We start from the raw sequence: 12,734 nt of genomic DNA on the forward strand, positions 1-12,734 counted from the left end.
GAGGGCTCAGGAGTGGCCCAGCTCCGCCGTCTCCTCGTCGCCGATCTCCGGGACCGAGCCCGAGTCGCGGGCGGGGCGCAGCGGGAAGGGGTCGACCCGGGTCTCGTCGAGGACCGGCGGGGCCGGCTGCGGGGGCTTCGGCATGACCGCCGCCTCCGAGTGGCCGCCGCAGCCGTAGGCGAGGGAGACCACACGGCCGTCCGCCGGCGAGAACTCGTTGGCGCACACGCCGAAGGCCTGGCCCAGCGAGCCGCCGATGGGGTTGAGGAAACCGCAGGACACGCAGGAGGCGGGGGCCGCCTGGGCCATGGCCGTCTTCGGGCCGTACGCCTCCTCCCAGCGGTCGGCGGCGGTGTGCAGGCCGTACCGGGACAGCACCCGGGCGCGGCGCAGGCCCAGTTCCTCGGCGACGGCCGCGATCGAGCCCCGGGTCGGAATCGTGGGCTGGACGGCGGGGGCGCCGGGGGCGACGTCCGCGTCCTCGGCCTCCGCCAGCTCCGCCATCTCCTCGGACACCGGGGAGTTCGGCAGCGGCTCGTCCTCGCCCGAGTAGCCGGGCTCCAGGCGCAGGTCCTCCTGGTCGGTGGGGAGGAGATCGCCGGGGCCCATGTCGCCGGGGCGCAGCCGCTCGCTCCAGGGCACCCACTCGGGGGCGAGGAGGGCGTCGGGGCCGGGGAGGAGGACCACCTCGTCCAGGGTCACGATCTTGGCGCGGGAGGCGCGGGCCACCGTCGCCGCCCAGCGCCAGCCGCGGTAGCCCGGCTCCTTGCACTCGAAGAAGTGCGTGACAACGCGGTCGCCCTCCGACACCAGGCCGACGTGCTCGCCGACCACCCCGGGCGCGGCCGCCTCCTCGGCGGCGGTGCGGGCGAGGTCGACGGCCTCGGCGCACAGGCGGTCGGGGGTGCGGCTTCGCGTTGTCGCTGCGCTCACAGGTATCGCTTCTCTCCTACGCCGTCTCCACGAGTGCGGCTGCCTCCGGCGGGCTGTCCGACGGAGCGGACCGGGGGACCGCATCGACGTCTGCATCCGCGCGCTCGGGCGCACCTCTGCCATCCATTCTGCGTTATGGCTGAGATACGCACGCTACACCGAACAAGATTCGTTACCGCCACGCGGCAGGTTTTCCCACCCCCTCCACAACCGTGCCGGTCACCGCCGGACCCGAAACCCCGCCCGGGATGTCCGGGTCGTCGCGCACTATCCGGTGCCTTCTCGGGGCACTATGAAGCACGTGGCAACCGCGGACAGGCGTGGTGTTCGGTTGGGCGGGGCGAGCCGGGTCGGCGGCGCCGTCCGTTCCGTCGGGCGTGCCCTGCACCTGCCGGTCACCGGTGCGGCGCGCGGTATCCGCAAGGCGACGCACGCGCACGGAGCGGGCGAGTCGGGGCTCGGCAAGCTGATCGAGCTGCACGCCGTGAACGGCGCCGGGGACGTGATGGTCACCGTGGCGCTGGCCTCCACCGTCTTCTTCTCCGTGCCGACCGACGAGGCGCGCGGCCGGGTGGCCCTGTACCTGGCCATCACCATGGCGCCGTTCACCGTCCTCGCCCCCGTCATCGGCCCGCTCCTGGACCGGCTGCCGCACGGCCGCCGGGCCGCGATGGCCGGCGCGATGCTGGCCCGCGCGCTGCTCGCCCTGGTCATCTCGGGCGCCGTGGCCACCGGAAGCCTCCAGCTGTACCCGGCCGCGCTCGGTGTGCTGGTCGCCTCCAAGGCGTACGGCGTGGTCCGCAGCGCCGTCGTGCCGCGGCTGCTGCCGCCCCGGTTCTCCCTGGTGAAGGCCAACTCCCGGGTCACCCTCGCGGGGCTGCTCGCCACCGGTGTGGCCGCGCCGATCGCCGCCGGGCTGCACCGGGCCGGCGATCCCTGGCCGCTCTACGGCGCCTTCGTCATCTTCGTCGCGGGAACGTTCCTGTCGTTCTCGCTGCCCCCGAAGGTCGACTCGGCCAAGGGCGAGGACGTGGCGCTGCTCGCCGCCGACGCGCAGCATCTGCACGGGCCGCACCGCAAGGAGGTGAAGCGGCCGGGGCTGCGGACCGTCGGCCCCGCCGTCACCCACGCGCTCGGCGCCAACGCCGCGCTGCGCTGCCTCTCCGGCTTCCTGATCTTCTTCCTCGCGTTCCTGCTCCGCGAGCACCCGCTGACCGGGGAGAGCGCGGCGGTCTCGCTGGGTCTGGTCGGGGTCGCGGCGGGCGCGGGCAACGCCCTCGGTACGGCCGTGGGGGCCTGGCTGAAATCACGTGCTCCGGAGATCATCATCGTGACGGTCGTCGCGGTGGTGCTGGGCACGGCGATCGTCGCGGCGCTGTTCTTCGGGGCGGTGCTGGTGGCGTGTCTCGCCGCGGTCGCCGGGTTCGCGCAGGCGCTGGCCAAGCTGGCGCTGGACGCGCTGATCCAGCGGGACGTGCCGGAGCTGGTGCGCACCTCGGCGTTCGCGCGCTCGGAGACGCTGCTGCAAATGGCGTGGGTGTTCGGTGGCGCGGTCGGCATCGTGCTGCCGCTCAACGGCCCTCTGGGCCTGCTGATCGGCGCCTGCTTCGTCGCTGTCGGCTGGCTGGCCACGCTGAAGGGGCTGCTGTCCTCCGCCCGGCACGGCGGCTATCCCCGGGGCCGGGTGACCTGACCGGGGGCGCGTGGGGCCGCCGGCCGGCAATGGCACGGGCACTCCGGCGGCAGCAGGCAGGGGCACTCCGGCCGGCACCAGGCACGGGCGCTCCGGCCGGCAGCAGGCGGGCGCTCCGACGAGGTGCAAGTCGGGCTCCGGCCGGCATAACGAACCGGCCACGGTTACGCCGCCCGGCCCCGCCCGGCGTAACGAACCGGGCACGCCGCACCCCACGTGGGCGGGCGGCTCCGGGCGACCGATAGCCTTCGGCCATGACCACGCTGCAATCCGCTGTGCGACGCCGCCGCGCCGTCGCCGCCGCCGGCGCCGTTTCCGCCGGACTGCTTCTGCTGTCGGCCTGCGACAAGCCGACGCCCGTCGCGACGATCACCGTCGGCGAGGACTCGGTCCACTCCGAGGCGGTCTGCTACAACGACGGGAAGGCGCTGGACACCAAGTCCCTGGTGCAGTGCGCCAAGAACTCCAACGACGCCAAGTCCATCAAGGTCGACCAGGACTCCACCGTCCGCTTCGGCGTCGACCCGAAGATCGCGGACAGCGGCTGGACGCTCCTGGTGAACGGCCGTCAGTTCACGGACACCAGCAAGAAGACCTACCGCACGATCCCCGGCAGCGCGTTCTTCAACGCCCAGTACGGCACCGAGGGCGACACCAACACCGTCCTGATCCAGATGGGCACCAGCCCCGCCAAGGGCGTGTGGGCCTTCAAGCTGAAGAAGGCCTGATTCCGACGTCCGCACGGAACCGGATCCTCGTCGCCACCGCCGTCCCGGCCGAACGGGACGCGGTGGCGCGTGCGTTTTTCCCACCGGGCTCGCCGGAGTCGCCTGAGTCCCCCGAGTCGCCGGAGTCGCCGGGGTCCCCCGACTCGCCGTTCGAGCAGGTGTGGCTGCCCGGCACGGGGCTGCTGCGCGCGACCTTCGGATCCGGGCGCTGGGACCTGCTCGACGCCGGCGTCGGCCCGGCCCGCGCCGCCGTCTCCGTCTCCGCCGCCCTCACCGCGGCCCGGCTCGCCGGCACCCCGTACGACCTGGTCGTCTCGGCCGGGATCGGCGGCGGATTCCTGCCACAGGCGCCCGTCGGGTCGCTGGTCGTCGCCGACCGGATCACCGTCGCCGACCTGGGCGCCGAGACCGCCGACGGCTTTCTGCCGGTCACCGAACTGGGCTTCGGGACCGTCCAGCACCACCCGCCGAGATCACTCGTCCGCGCCGCCACCCAGGCCACCGGCGCCCCGGCCGGCACCGTCCTGACCGTCTCCACCGTCACCGGCACCGCCGCCCGCGCCACCGAGCTGCGCGCCCGGCACCCGCGGGCGCTCGCCGAGGGCATGGAGGGGTTCGGAGTCGCGGAGGCCGCCGACGCGCACGGCACGGCCGTCCTGGAGATCCGCGCGATCTCCAACCCGGTCGGCCCCCGCGACCGCGCCGCCTGGCGCATCGGCGACGCCCTCGCCGCCCTGACCGAGGCCTTCGGGAAGCTCGCGCCCGCACTGGAGAGTTGGAACCAGCATGACGACCACTGAGCAGCGGTCCTTGCAGATCGCCTACTCCCCCTGCCCCAACGACACCTTCGTCTTCGACGCCCTCGCCCACGGCCGCGTCCCCGGCGCCCCCGCGCTGGACGTGACCTTCGCCGACATCGACCTCACCAACGGCATGGCCGAGCGCGGCGAGTTCGACGTACTGAAGGTGTCGTACGCCGTCCTGCCGTACGTCCTCGACGAGTACGCGCTGCTGCCGTGCGGCGGTGCGCTCGGGCGGGGCTGCGGGCCACTGGTGCTCAGCCGGGAGGCGGGCACGGACCTGACGGGCCGTACGGTGGCCGTGCCGAGCGAGAAGTCGACCGCCTATCTGCTGTTCCGCCTCTGGGCGGCGGACACCCTGCCCGGCGGGGTCGGCGAGATCGTGGTCATGCCGTTCCACGAGATCATGCCGGCCGTGCGGGACGGGAAGGTGGACGCCGGACTGGTCATCCACGAGGCCCGGTTCACCTACCGCGACTACGGGCTGCACAAGCTGGCCGACATGGGCGAGCACTGGGAGCACACCACCGGGCTGCCGATCCCGCTGGGCGCGATCATCGCCAAGCGCTCGCTGGGCGCCGAGGCGCTCGGCCGGCTCGCGGACGCCGTCCGCGCCTCGGTACGCGCCGCCTGGGACGACCCCGAGGCCTCCCGGCCGTACGTCATGGAGCACGCCCAGGAGATGGACCCGGCCGTCGCCGACCAGCACATCGGTCTCTACGTCAACGAGTTCACCGCCGACCTCGGCGAGGACGGCTACGCGGCGGTCCGCGGGCTGCTCACCCGCGCGGCGGCCGAGGGGCTGCTGCCGCCCCTCGGCCCGGATGCGCTCGCCTTCCCGGCGGTCTAGCTGCTGGTCAGACGTCCAGCTGGTCAGACGTCCAGCTGGTCGGCGACCGCGCGCAGCAGGCCGGCGATCTTCTTGCCGGAGGCCTTCTCGGGGTAACGGCCCTTCTCCAGCATCGGGGTGATGTTCTCGAGGAGGGTCGTCAGGTCCTGCACGATCGAGGCCAGCTCGTCCGGCTTCTTGCGCTGGGCGGCGGCGACGGACGGGGTCGGGTCCAGCAGGATCACCGACAGCGCCTGGTCGCCGCGCTGACCGGCGACGACACCGAACTCCACCCGCTGTCCGGGCTTGAGCGCATCGACGCCGGCGGGGAGAACAGAGGAATGGACGAAGACGTCACCGCCGTCGTCGCGGGAGAGAAAGCCGAAGCCCTTCTCGCTGTTGAACCACTTGACCTTGCCGGTAGGCACGTCTGTCCTCGTCCTCGTACTCGTTGGGAAAACTGCTCGGAAACGGCTCTTGATAGCACTAGAGCGGGTCGACCGTGACCCGCCGCTACCAAGGCTAATGGTCTTCGGGCGGGTGACAAGACGTCCCCCGGTTGTTCTCTCGCGCAGGGAACTACCCTGGTCCGGTGCGTGACAAAACCCAAACGAATTCCGCCGGACCCGGTGACGGACTGATCCGCGCCGGTGCCGTCGTCTTCTTCATCGGTGCCCTGGCCACCCTGGTCACGGTGGTTCCGCTGTTCCTCGGCGCGAAGCCTTTTCCGACCTATATGTACGGCCTGAGCATGCTCATGGCCGTCGGATTCCTGCTCGCCGGGGCGGGCGTACTCCGCTCGATCGCCGCGGGCCGCCGCCAGGCACGGGACGCCTCGGCCGCCCACTGAGCCCGCCGTGCGGTGGGCCCGGTATCCGGCGGGTGCCGGGCCCGGGCCGTGCTAGGCCGCGGCCGCCCGGTGGGCGGACAGCCATGCCGGGAAGGCGGACAGGTCCTCCAGGACCACGTCCGCACCGGCCGCGCGCAGCTCGTCGGCCGGGCAGGGGCCGGTGGCCACCGCCACCGACAGCGCGCCCGCCGCACGCGCCCCGCGCACATCGCCGGTGTGATCGCCGACGTACACGTCCGCGCCGTACTCGCGCAGCGCCTCCGCCTTCTGCTCGGCCCACAGGTCGCCCACGACCACGTCCGGCTCGAGGGCGAGGTGGGTCAGGTGCAGCTTGGCGTTCGGCTCGTACTTCGCCGTGACCACCATCGTCCGCCCGCCGGCCTCCCGCACCGCGGCGATCGCCTCCCGCGCACCGGCCATGGCGGGGGTCGCGGCGATGGCGTACGACGGGTACATCTCCCGGTACAGATCCGACATCGCGGGCACCTGCTCGGCCGGGAACCAGTTGGCCATCTCGTCGGCGAGCGGCGGTCCCAGCCGGGTGACGACGAGGTCCGCGTCGATGTACGTCCCCGTCCGCTCCGACAGTGCCAGATAGCAGGCGCGGATGCCCGGCCTGGAGTCGATGAGGGTCATGTCGAGATCGAAGCCGACGGTGAGGGTCATGGGGATCATTCTGCCGGGTCGCGCCGGGCGGGGTGACCGTTTATCCGGCCGGGCCGGTGCACGGTACAGCTAACGCTGCTTGCTTCCGCCGGGCCGGTGCACGGTACAGCCAACGCTGTTTGCTTCCGCCGGGCCGGTGCCCGGCACAGCCAACGCTGCTTGCTTCCGCCGGGCGGGTGCCCGGTACAGCCAACGCTGTTTGCTTCCGCCGGGCCGGTGCCCGGCACCGCTACCGCTACCGCTGCCGCTGGGAGCGCCAGACCAGATACAGCGCCGACGCCACCGCCGCACCCCGCACCACCCACGGCCAGGTCTGCCCGATCGCGTCGCTCATCTGCCCCTGGGCGATCGGCTCACCCCAGCGGCCCGTCTGCCTGCCCCACAGCCACACCATCCCGGCGGCCGCCGCCGTACCGGGCAGCACCAGCACCGCCCACTTGCTCTCCGCCGGGCTCAGCCGCCGGGAGCCGTAGGCGATCAGCCAGCCCAGGAGCAGCGCGATCCAGCTGCCGAGCACGGCCCCGGCCACCAGCGAGGCGGCAGCCAGCAGCAGAAGGGGGTTGGACCAGCCGCCGGCCGGAGCCAGGAGACGCCGGCGGGCCGGGGCCGCGGCCGGTTCGTCCGCGACCGCCGCGGCGGGGGGCGCGGCCGGGGTCCGGCGGCCGAAGAGGCCACGGCGCCGGACCGCCGCTTCCGGCTCCGGTGCCGCCTCCTCCGTGAGCTGCCCGTCCGCCTCCTCCTCCCGCTGCGGGGGCCGCCGGAGCAGCTCCGGAATCTCCACTCCCCCCACGAAGCCCGGAACCGAGTCGGTCTCGGCGAAGCCGGCCGGCCCCGGCGCCACCCGCCACCAGTCCGGCTGCACCGCGCTGCCCCCGAGCTCCTGCGCCCCGGCGAGATGCGGCGGGGACGGCACATCGCGCGGAGCGGACGGCGGGGCCGGCTCGGCGGGCTTCCGGCGCGGCCGCGGCACCCGGCGCAGTCCCTTCGGCCGCTCCTCACCCGAAGCACCCAAAGCGCCCGAAGCGCCCGATGTCCTTTCCCACGGCGCCGGCTGGACGGGCACCGAGGCGGCCGGCGGCTGCGGCACGCCCGCCCCGCCCGGCCCACCGGACCCGCTGCCCGCCGCCGTGACCACCTCGTCCGGGCTGCCGAGGCGCTCCAGGATGCGGCGGACGGCCGCCGGGGAGTCCACCGTCACCTTGGCCCGGTGCCGGTCGATCTCGTTCCGCAGCTCGGACACGAGCCGCATCCGCGTGGACGAGGGCAACTGCCGCTGCTGGGCGATGTCCCCGACGCGGCTCAGATACTCGTAGACGACCTGGTCGCTTTCGATCCCCAACGGACTACCCCTCCGGGGCGACGCCGACTGAAACCCCGTGAGGACCGTACTCCTTCTCGGCCACCGGACGGGCCGGGGCGTCCGCTACCGTTGACCGGATGAGCCCCGAGGCCCACGCCGCCCCTCGGTCCCTGGCGGAGGCACTCCGCGCCAGGGACGACGCCTCCCTGGCCGTGCTTCTGCGCAGCCGCCCGGACCTCATCACGCCCGTCCCCACCGACCTCACCCAGCTGGCCACCCGCGCCGGCACCCGCGCCTCGGTGCTGCGCGCCCTGGAACGGCTGGACCGGTTCGCCCTCCAGACCGCGGAGGCGCTGGCCGTCGCCCCGGACCCGGCCCCGTACCCGGTCCTGCTCGGTCTGATGGCGGGCGACAGCGGTGACCCCGCCGTGGCCGCCGCGCTCCCGCACGCCCTCGCCACCCTGCGCGAACAGGCGCTGGTGTGGGGCGACGACGACCGGCTCCGGCTCGTCCGCACCGCCCGCGAACTGCTCGCGCCCGCCCCCGGGCGGCCCTCCCCGACCGGGCTCGGACCCAGCGTGCAGGAGGCCACCTCCGGTATGTCGCCGGGCCGGATCCAGGAGATCGTCGCGGCGGCCGGGCTGCCCTCGACCCATGACTCGGTGTCCGCGGTGGGTGCGCTGTCCGCCCTGTTCGGCCACCGGAAGAAGATGGCCAAGCTGCTCGCCGGCGCACCGGAGGGCGCCCGCGAGGTGCTGTCCCGGCTGGTGTGGGGGCCGCCGTACGGCCAGGTCACCGCGGAACCGGCCGCCCATCTGCGCTGGCTGCTCGACCGCGGCCTGCTGCTGCCCACCACGCCGGGCACGGTCGTCCTGCCCCGCGAGGTCGCCCTGCACCTGCGCGAGGGCCGCGCGCACCGGGCGCCGGAGCCGCTGCCGCCCGCGGTCGAGGCGGCCGCCACGCACAGTCCCCGGATGGTGGACGCCACGGCGGCCGGGCAGGCGTACACCGCGCTCGCCACCGTCGAGGAGCTGCTGAAGGACTGGGACGAGGGCGGCCCCGCGGTGCTGCGGGCCGGCGGACTGAGCGTGCGGGACCTGAAGCGGACCGCCGTCGCCCTCGACGTGTCCGAACCGGTGGCCGCCTTCTGGGCCGAGCTGGCCTACACGGCCGGGCTGGTCGCCTCCGACGGCGAGGCCGACGAGCGGTACGCGGCCACCCCCGCCTACGACGAGTGGCTCGAACGGCCCCCCGCCGAACGCTGGGCCCAGCTCGCCGAGGCCTGGCTCACGGCCACCCGCACCTCCGGGCTGGTCGGCGGCCGGGACGCCAAGGACCGTACGCTCTCCGCGCTCGGCCCCGGCCTCGACCGCTCCGCCGCCCCCGAGGTACGGCACCGGGTGCTGACCCTGCTGGCCGCGCTGCCGGAGGGCGCCGCCCCCGACCAGGAGTCGGTGCTGGCCCGGCTGAGCTGGGAACGCCCGCTGCGCGGCCCGCAGCAGGACGGCGCCGACGATCTGCGCACCCGGCTCGCCCGCTGGACCCTCACCGAGGCGGAACTCCTCGGCGTCACCGGCCGCGGCGCCCTGTCGGCCCACGGCCGCGCCCTGCTCGGCGGCCCGCCGGGACACACGGAGGCCGGGCCGGCGGGGCATACGGCAGCCGGGCCGGCGGGACACCCCGGGGCTGGGCCGGCGGGAAGCCCGGCACCCACGGGGGAACCCTCCCCCTCCCCCTCCCCCTCCCTCGAACCCTCCGGTCCCGGCGACAAGCTCCCCGTCCATCACCGCCGGCCCGTCGCCGGGTCCGCGCCGCTCGCCCCAGCTGAGCAGGCCGTGGCGACGGCCGCCGCCGCCCGGCTTCTCGCCCCGCTCCTCCCGGAGCCCCTGGACCACGTCCTGCTCCAGGCCGACCTGACGGCGGTGGCCCCCGGGCCCCTCCAGCGCCCGCTCGCCGACATGCTGGGCGTGCTCGCGGACGTGGAGTCCAAGGGCGGGGCGACGGTGTACCGGTTCACCCCCGCCTCGGTCCGGCGCGCCCTGGACGCCGGCCGCACCGCCGCCGATCTGCACGCCTTCCTCAACCAGCACTCCCGTACGCCGGTCCCGCAGCCGCTCGCCTATCTGATCGACGACGTGGCCCGTAAGCACGGCCATCTGCGGGTCGGCGCCGCCTCCGCGTACGTCCGCTGCGACGACGACACCCTGCTGGGCGAGATCCTCGCCGACAAGCGCGCCGCCCCGCTGCGGCTGCGCCGCCTGGCCCCGACCGTGCTGGCCGCCCAGACCGACCCGGCGTCCCTGCTGGAGGGGTTGCGCGCGATGGGCTACGCGCCCGCCGCGGAGTCCGCCGAGGGCGACGTCCTGATCACCCGGGCCCACGCCCACCGCACCCCGCCGCGCACCGCGCCCGAGCCGGTGCCGGAGGGTCCGCCGCCGCCCGACCCCACGCTTCTCGCGGCGGCGATCCGCGCGATCCGGGCCGGCGACCTGGCCGCGACCACCCCGCGCAAGCCGCCCGGCTCCGCCGCCCCCCTCGCGGGCGGCGAGCTGCCCCGCACCTCCTCCGCCGAGACCCTGGCCACCGTCCAGGCGGCCGTCCTGACCGGCGAGTCCCTGTGGATCGGCTACGTCAACGCCGAGGGCGCCGCCAGCCAGCGGGTCATCGCCCCGATCCGTGTCGAGGGCGGCTTCGTCACGGCCTACGACCACACCGCCGACGAGGTCCGCACCTACCCCCTCCACCGCATCACGGGCGTGGCGGAACTGGCGGAGGACTGAGCCCTGTGGCACACATACGGCCCTGCCGCCGCCGGTGAGGCACACTGGACGTTTGGCCGTATCGAATGGCCGTGTGGAAAGGGTGTGCCGCGCGTGAATGGTCCGCTGATCGTCCAGTCCGACAAGACCCTCCTGCTGGAGGTCGACCACGAGCGGGCCGACGACTGCCGTCGGGCCATCGCGCCCTTCGCCGAGCTGGAGCGGGCGCCCGAGCACATCCACACCTACCGGGTGACCCCGCTCGGTCTGTGGAACGCGCGGGCCGCCGGGCACGACGCCGAGCAGGTCGTGGACGCGCTCGTGGAGTACAGCCGCTATCCCGTGCCGCACGCGCTGCTCGTGGACATCGCCGAGACGATGGACCGCTACGGCCGGCTCACCCTCAGCAAGCACCCGGCGCACGGACTCGTCCTCACCACCACCGACCGGCCGGTGCTGGAGGAGGTGCTGAAGTCCAAGCGGATCGCCCCGCTGGTCGGGGCGCGGATCGACCCGGACACGGTGGTCGTGCACCCCTCCGAGCGCGGGCAGATCAAGCAGACGCTGCTGAAGCTGGGCTGGCCGGCCGAGGACCTCGCCGGGTATGTGGACGGTGAGGCGCACCCGATCGAACTGCTGGAGGACGGCTGGACGCTGCGGCCGTACCAGAAGCAGGCCGTGGAGAACTTCTGGCACGGCGGCAGCGGCGTGGTCGTGCTCCCCTGCGGTGCGGGCAAGACGCTGGTGGGCGCCGGGTCCATGGCGCAGGCCAAGTCCACCACGCTGATCCTCGTCACCAACACGGTCTCCGCCCGGCAGTGGAAGCACGAGCTGGTGAAGCGGACCTCGCTGACCGAGGAGGAGATCGGCGAGTACAGCGGCACGAAGAAGGAGATCCGCCCGGTCACCATCGCCACCTACCAGGTGCTGACGACCCGGCGGAAGGGCGTCTATCCGCACCTGGAGCTGTTCGACTCCCGGGACTGGGGTCTGATCGTCTACGACGAGGTGCACCTCCTTCCGGCTCCGGTGTTCAAGTTCACCGCCGATCTCCAGGCCCGGCGGCGGCTGGGGCTGACGGCCACCCTGGTCCGTGAGGACGGCCGCGAGTCGGACGTGTTCTCGCTGATCGGGCCCAAGCGCTTCGACGCCCCCTGGAAGGAGATCGAGGCGCAGGGCTATATCGCGCCCGCCGACTGTGTCGAGGTCAGGGTCAATCTCACCGACTCCGAGCGGCTCGCCTACGCGACCGCCGAGGCGGAGGAGAAGTACCGCTTCTGTGCCACCACGGACACCAAGCGGAAGGTGACCGAGGCGATCGTCCGCCGGTTCGCCGGGCAGCAGATCCTGGTGATCGGCCAGTACATCGATCAGCTGGACGAGCTGGGCGAGCATCTGAACGCGCCGGTGATCAAGGGCGAGACCTCCAACGCCCAGCGCGAGAAGCTCTTCGACGCCTTCCGCGAGGGCGAGATCAGCGTCCTGGTCGTCTCCAAGGTCGCGAACTTCTCCATCGACCTGCCCGAGGCCACGGTCGCCATCCAGGTGTCCGGCACCTTCGGCTCCCGGCAGGAGGAGGCCCAGCGGCTCGGCCGGGTGCTGCGTCCGAAGGCCGACGGTCACCAGGCGCACTTCTACTCGGTGGTCGCCCGGGACACCATCGACCAGGACTTCGCCGCCCACCGCCAGCGCTTCCTGGCCGAGCAGGGGTACGCCTACCGGATCATGGACGCGGACGAGATCCTCGCCGACGGGTAGAGCCGGCTCACTTTCTGCGTATGCCCACGTCCTCGCCGTACTCACCGAGCACGACCACGCCGAACGCCGCCTCCGCGAACACCTTGATCGCGCGCAGGGCGCTGCCGATCAGGTGGCGGGGGGCGCCGTCCACCGCAGTGGCGCCGCTCGGGGGCCGGACAGGGGATGGGGAGATGGTTGCTGCGGTCATGTCTCCATGGTGGAACTTCCGGCGGGTAGTCCGCATCGGTCTGCGGAGCCAGTTCCGGACGGCTCCGCCTGCACCTCCGGGTGGAGGCGGCCCCCTACTCCGGGGGCCTTCCGTCCCCTAGGGGTCACCAGAGCGCCGACCTCCCCGGCAGGCCGGCGTGCAGCGGCCGCGGCCGGAAATTCGTTGGCCGCGGCCGTGCCGCCTCCCCTACAATCTCCGCTCTTGCCC

General features: G+C 73.8%; 12 protein-coding genes. 7 read left to right on the forward strand and 5 right to left on the reverse strand.

Annotated elements, in window-relative coordinates; all coding sequences use genetic code 11:
• Positions 1–6: 6 nt before the first annotated feature.
• Complete coding sequence (locus ACZ5CZ_RS13905) at positions 7–933, reverse strand: DUF3027 domain-containing protein (protein ID WP_385842070.1); 927 nt, start codon at positions 931–933, stop codon at positions 7–9.
• A 292-nt stretch (positions 934–1,225) separates the two neighbouring features.
• Between ACZ5CZ_RS13905 and ACZ5CZ_RS13910 the strand changes: the two genes are divergently transcribed.
• The 4 genes from ACZ5CZ_RS13910 (at position 1,226) to ACZ5CZ_RS13925 (ending at position 5,004) form a co-directional block, all read left to right on the forward strand.
• Positions 1,226–2,626, forward strand: coding sequence for an MFS transporter (locus tag ACZ5CZ_RS13910; protein WP_385842071.1), 1,401 nt, complete (start codon positions 1,226–1,228; stop codon positions 2,624–2,626).
• A gap of 254 nt (positions 2,627–2,880) precedes the next feature.
• Positions 2,881–3,354 carry a DUF2771 domain-containing protein gene (locus ACZ5CZ_RS13915; protein ID WP_385842073.1) on the forward strand — a complete coding sequence of 158 codons (474 nt, stop codon included), beginning with the start codon at positions 2,881–2,883 and terminating at the stop codon, positions 3,352–3,354.
• Positions 3,327–4,154 carry a futalosine hydrolase gene (locus ACZ5CZ_RS13920; protein ID WP_385842074.1) on the forward strand — a complete coding sequence of 276 codons (828 nt, stop codon included), beginning with the start codon at positions 3,327–3,329 and terminating at the stop codon, positions 4,152–4,154. The genes ACZ5CZ_RS13915 and ACZ5CZ_RS13920 overlap by 28 nt, the downstream gene beginning before the upstream one ends.
• Complete coding sequence (locus tag ACZ5CZ_RS13925; protein ID WP_468942505.1) at positions 4,141–5,004, forward strand: 1,4-dihydroxy-6-naphthoate synthase; 864 nt, start codon at positions 4,141–4,143, stop codon at positions 5,002–5,004. Before ACZ5CZ_RS13920 ends, ACZ5CZ_RS13925 begins: the two co-directional genes overlap by 14 nt.
• 23 nt (positions 5,005–5,027) lie before the next feature.
• Here the strand turns inward: ACZ5CZ_RS13925 and ACZ5CZ_RS13930 are convergent, their stop codons facing one another.
• The gene (locus tag ACZ5CZ_RS13930; protein ID WP_385842077.1) at positions 5,028–5,411 is read right to left on the reverse strand and encodes a cold-shock protein; all 384 of its coding nucleotides are present in this window, start codon (positions 5,409–5,411) and stop codon (positions 5,028–5,030) included.
• A gap of 164 nt (positions 5,412–5,575) precedes the next feature.
• Between ACZ5CZ_RS13930 and ACZ5CZ_RS13935 the strand changes: the two genes are divergently transcribed.
• Positions 5,576–5,833, forward strand: coding sequence for a hypothetical protein (locus ACZ5CZ_RS13935; RefSeq protein ID WP_385842078.1), 258 nt, complete (start codon positions 5,576–5,578; stop codon positions 5,831–5,833).
• A gap of 51 nt (positions 5,834–5,884) precedes the next feature.
• Here ACZ5CZ_RS13935 and ACZ5CZ_RS13940 read toward each other — a convergent pair whose 3' ends face one another.
• Both ACZ5CZ_RS13940 and ACZ5CZ_RS13945 read right to left on the reverse strand, forming a co-directional pair.
• Entirely contained in the window at positions 5,885–6,499 is a 615-nt protein-coding gene (locus tag ACZ5CZ_RS13940) for an HAD family hydrolase (protein ID WP_468942510.1), read from the reverse strand.
• Between the two features lie 235 nt (positions 6,500–6,734).
• Complete coding sequence (locus tag ACZ5CZ_RS13945) at positions 6,735–7,838, reverse strand: hypothetical protein (RefSeq protein WP_468942513.1); 1,104 nt, start codon at positions 7,836–7,838, stop codon at positions 6,735–6,737.
• A gap of 98 nt (positions 7,839–7,936) precedes the next feature.
• Here ACZ5CZ_RS13945 and ACZ5CZ_RS13950 point away from each other — a divergent pair, with 98 nt between their 5' ends.
• Both ACZ5CZ_RS13950 and ACZ5CZ_RS13955 read left to right on the forward strand, forming a co-directional pair.
• Positions 7,937–10,579 carry a helicase-associated domain-containing protein gene (locus ACZ5CZ_RS13950; protein WP_468942516.1) on the forward strand — a complete coding sequence of 881 codons (2,643 nt, stop codon included), beginning with the start codon at positions 7,937–7,939 and terminating at the stop codon, positions 10,577–10,579.
• Between the two features lie 93 nt (positions 10,580–10,672).
• Positions 10,673–12,316 (forward strand): DNA repair helicase XPB, encoded by a 1,644-nt coding sequence (locus ACZ5CZ_RS13955; protein ID WP_385842084.1) that lies wholly within the window; start codon positions 10,673–10,675, stop codon positions 12,314–12,316.
• Between the two features lie 7 nt (positions 12,317–12,323).
• Here ACZ5CZ_RS13955 and ACZ5CZ_RS13960 read toward each other — a convergent pair whose 3' ends face one another.
• On the reverse strand, positions 12,324–12,506 hold the full coding sequence (locus tag ACZ5CZ_RS13960) for a hypothetical protein (protein ID WP_385842085.1): 183 nt from the start codon (positions 12,504–12,506) through the stop codon (positions 12,324–12,326).
• Positions 12,507–12,734: the final 228 nt, after the last annotated feature.

This window comes from Streptomyces sp. NPDC031418 (assembly GCF_055581605.1).

Excerpts from the sequence above, each read along its gene's own strand:
- ACZ5CZ_RS13910 (WP_385842071.1), top strand. The coding sequence starts at position 1,226 with ATGAAGCACGTGGCAACCGCGGACAGGCGTGGTGTTCGGTTGGGCGGG.
- ACZ5CZ_RS13915 (WP_385842073.1), top strand. The coding sequence starts at position 2,881 with ATGACCACGCTGCAATCCGCTGTGCGACGCCGCCGCGCCGTCGCCGCC.
- ACZ5CZ_RS13925 (WP_468942505.1), top strand. The coding sequence starts at position 4,141 with ATGACGACCACTGAGCAGCGGTCCTTGCAGATCGCCTACTCCCCCTGC.
- ACZ5CZ_RS13940 (WP_468942510.1), bottom strand. The coding sequence starts at position 6,499 with ATGACCCTCACCGTCGGCTTCGATCTCGACATGACCCTCATCGACTCC.
- ACZ5CZ_RS13950 (WP_468942516.1), top strand. The coding sequence starts at position 7,937 with ATGAGCCCCGAGGCCCACGCCGCCCCTCGGTCCCTGGCGGAGGCACTC.
- ACZ5CZ_RS13960 (WP_385842085.1), bottom strand. The coding sequence starts at position 12,506 with ATGACCGCAGCAACCATCTCCCCATCCCCTGTCCGGCCCCCGAGCGGC.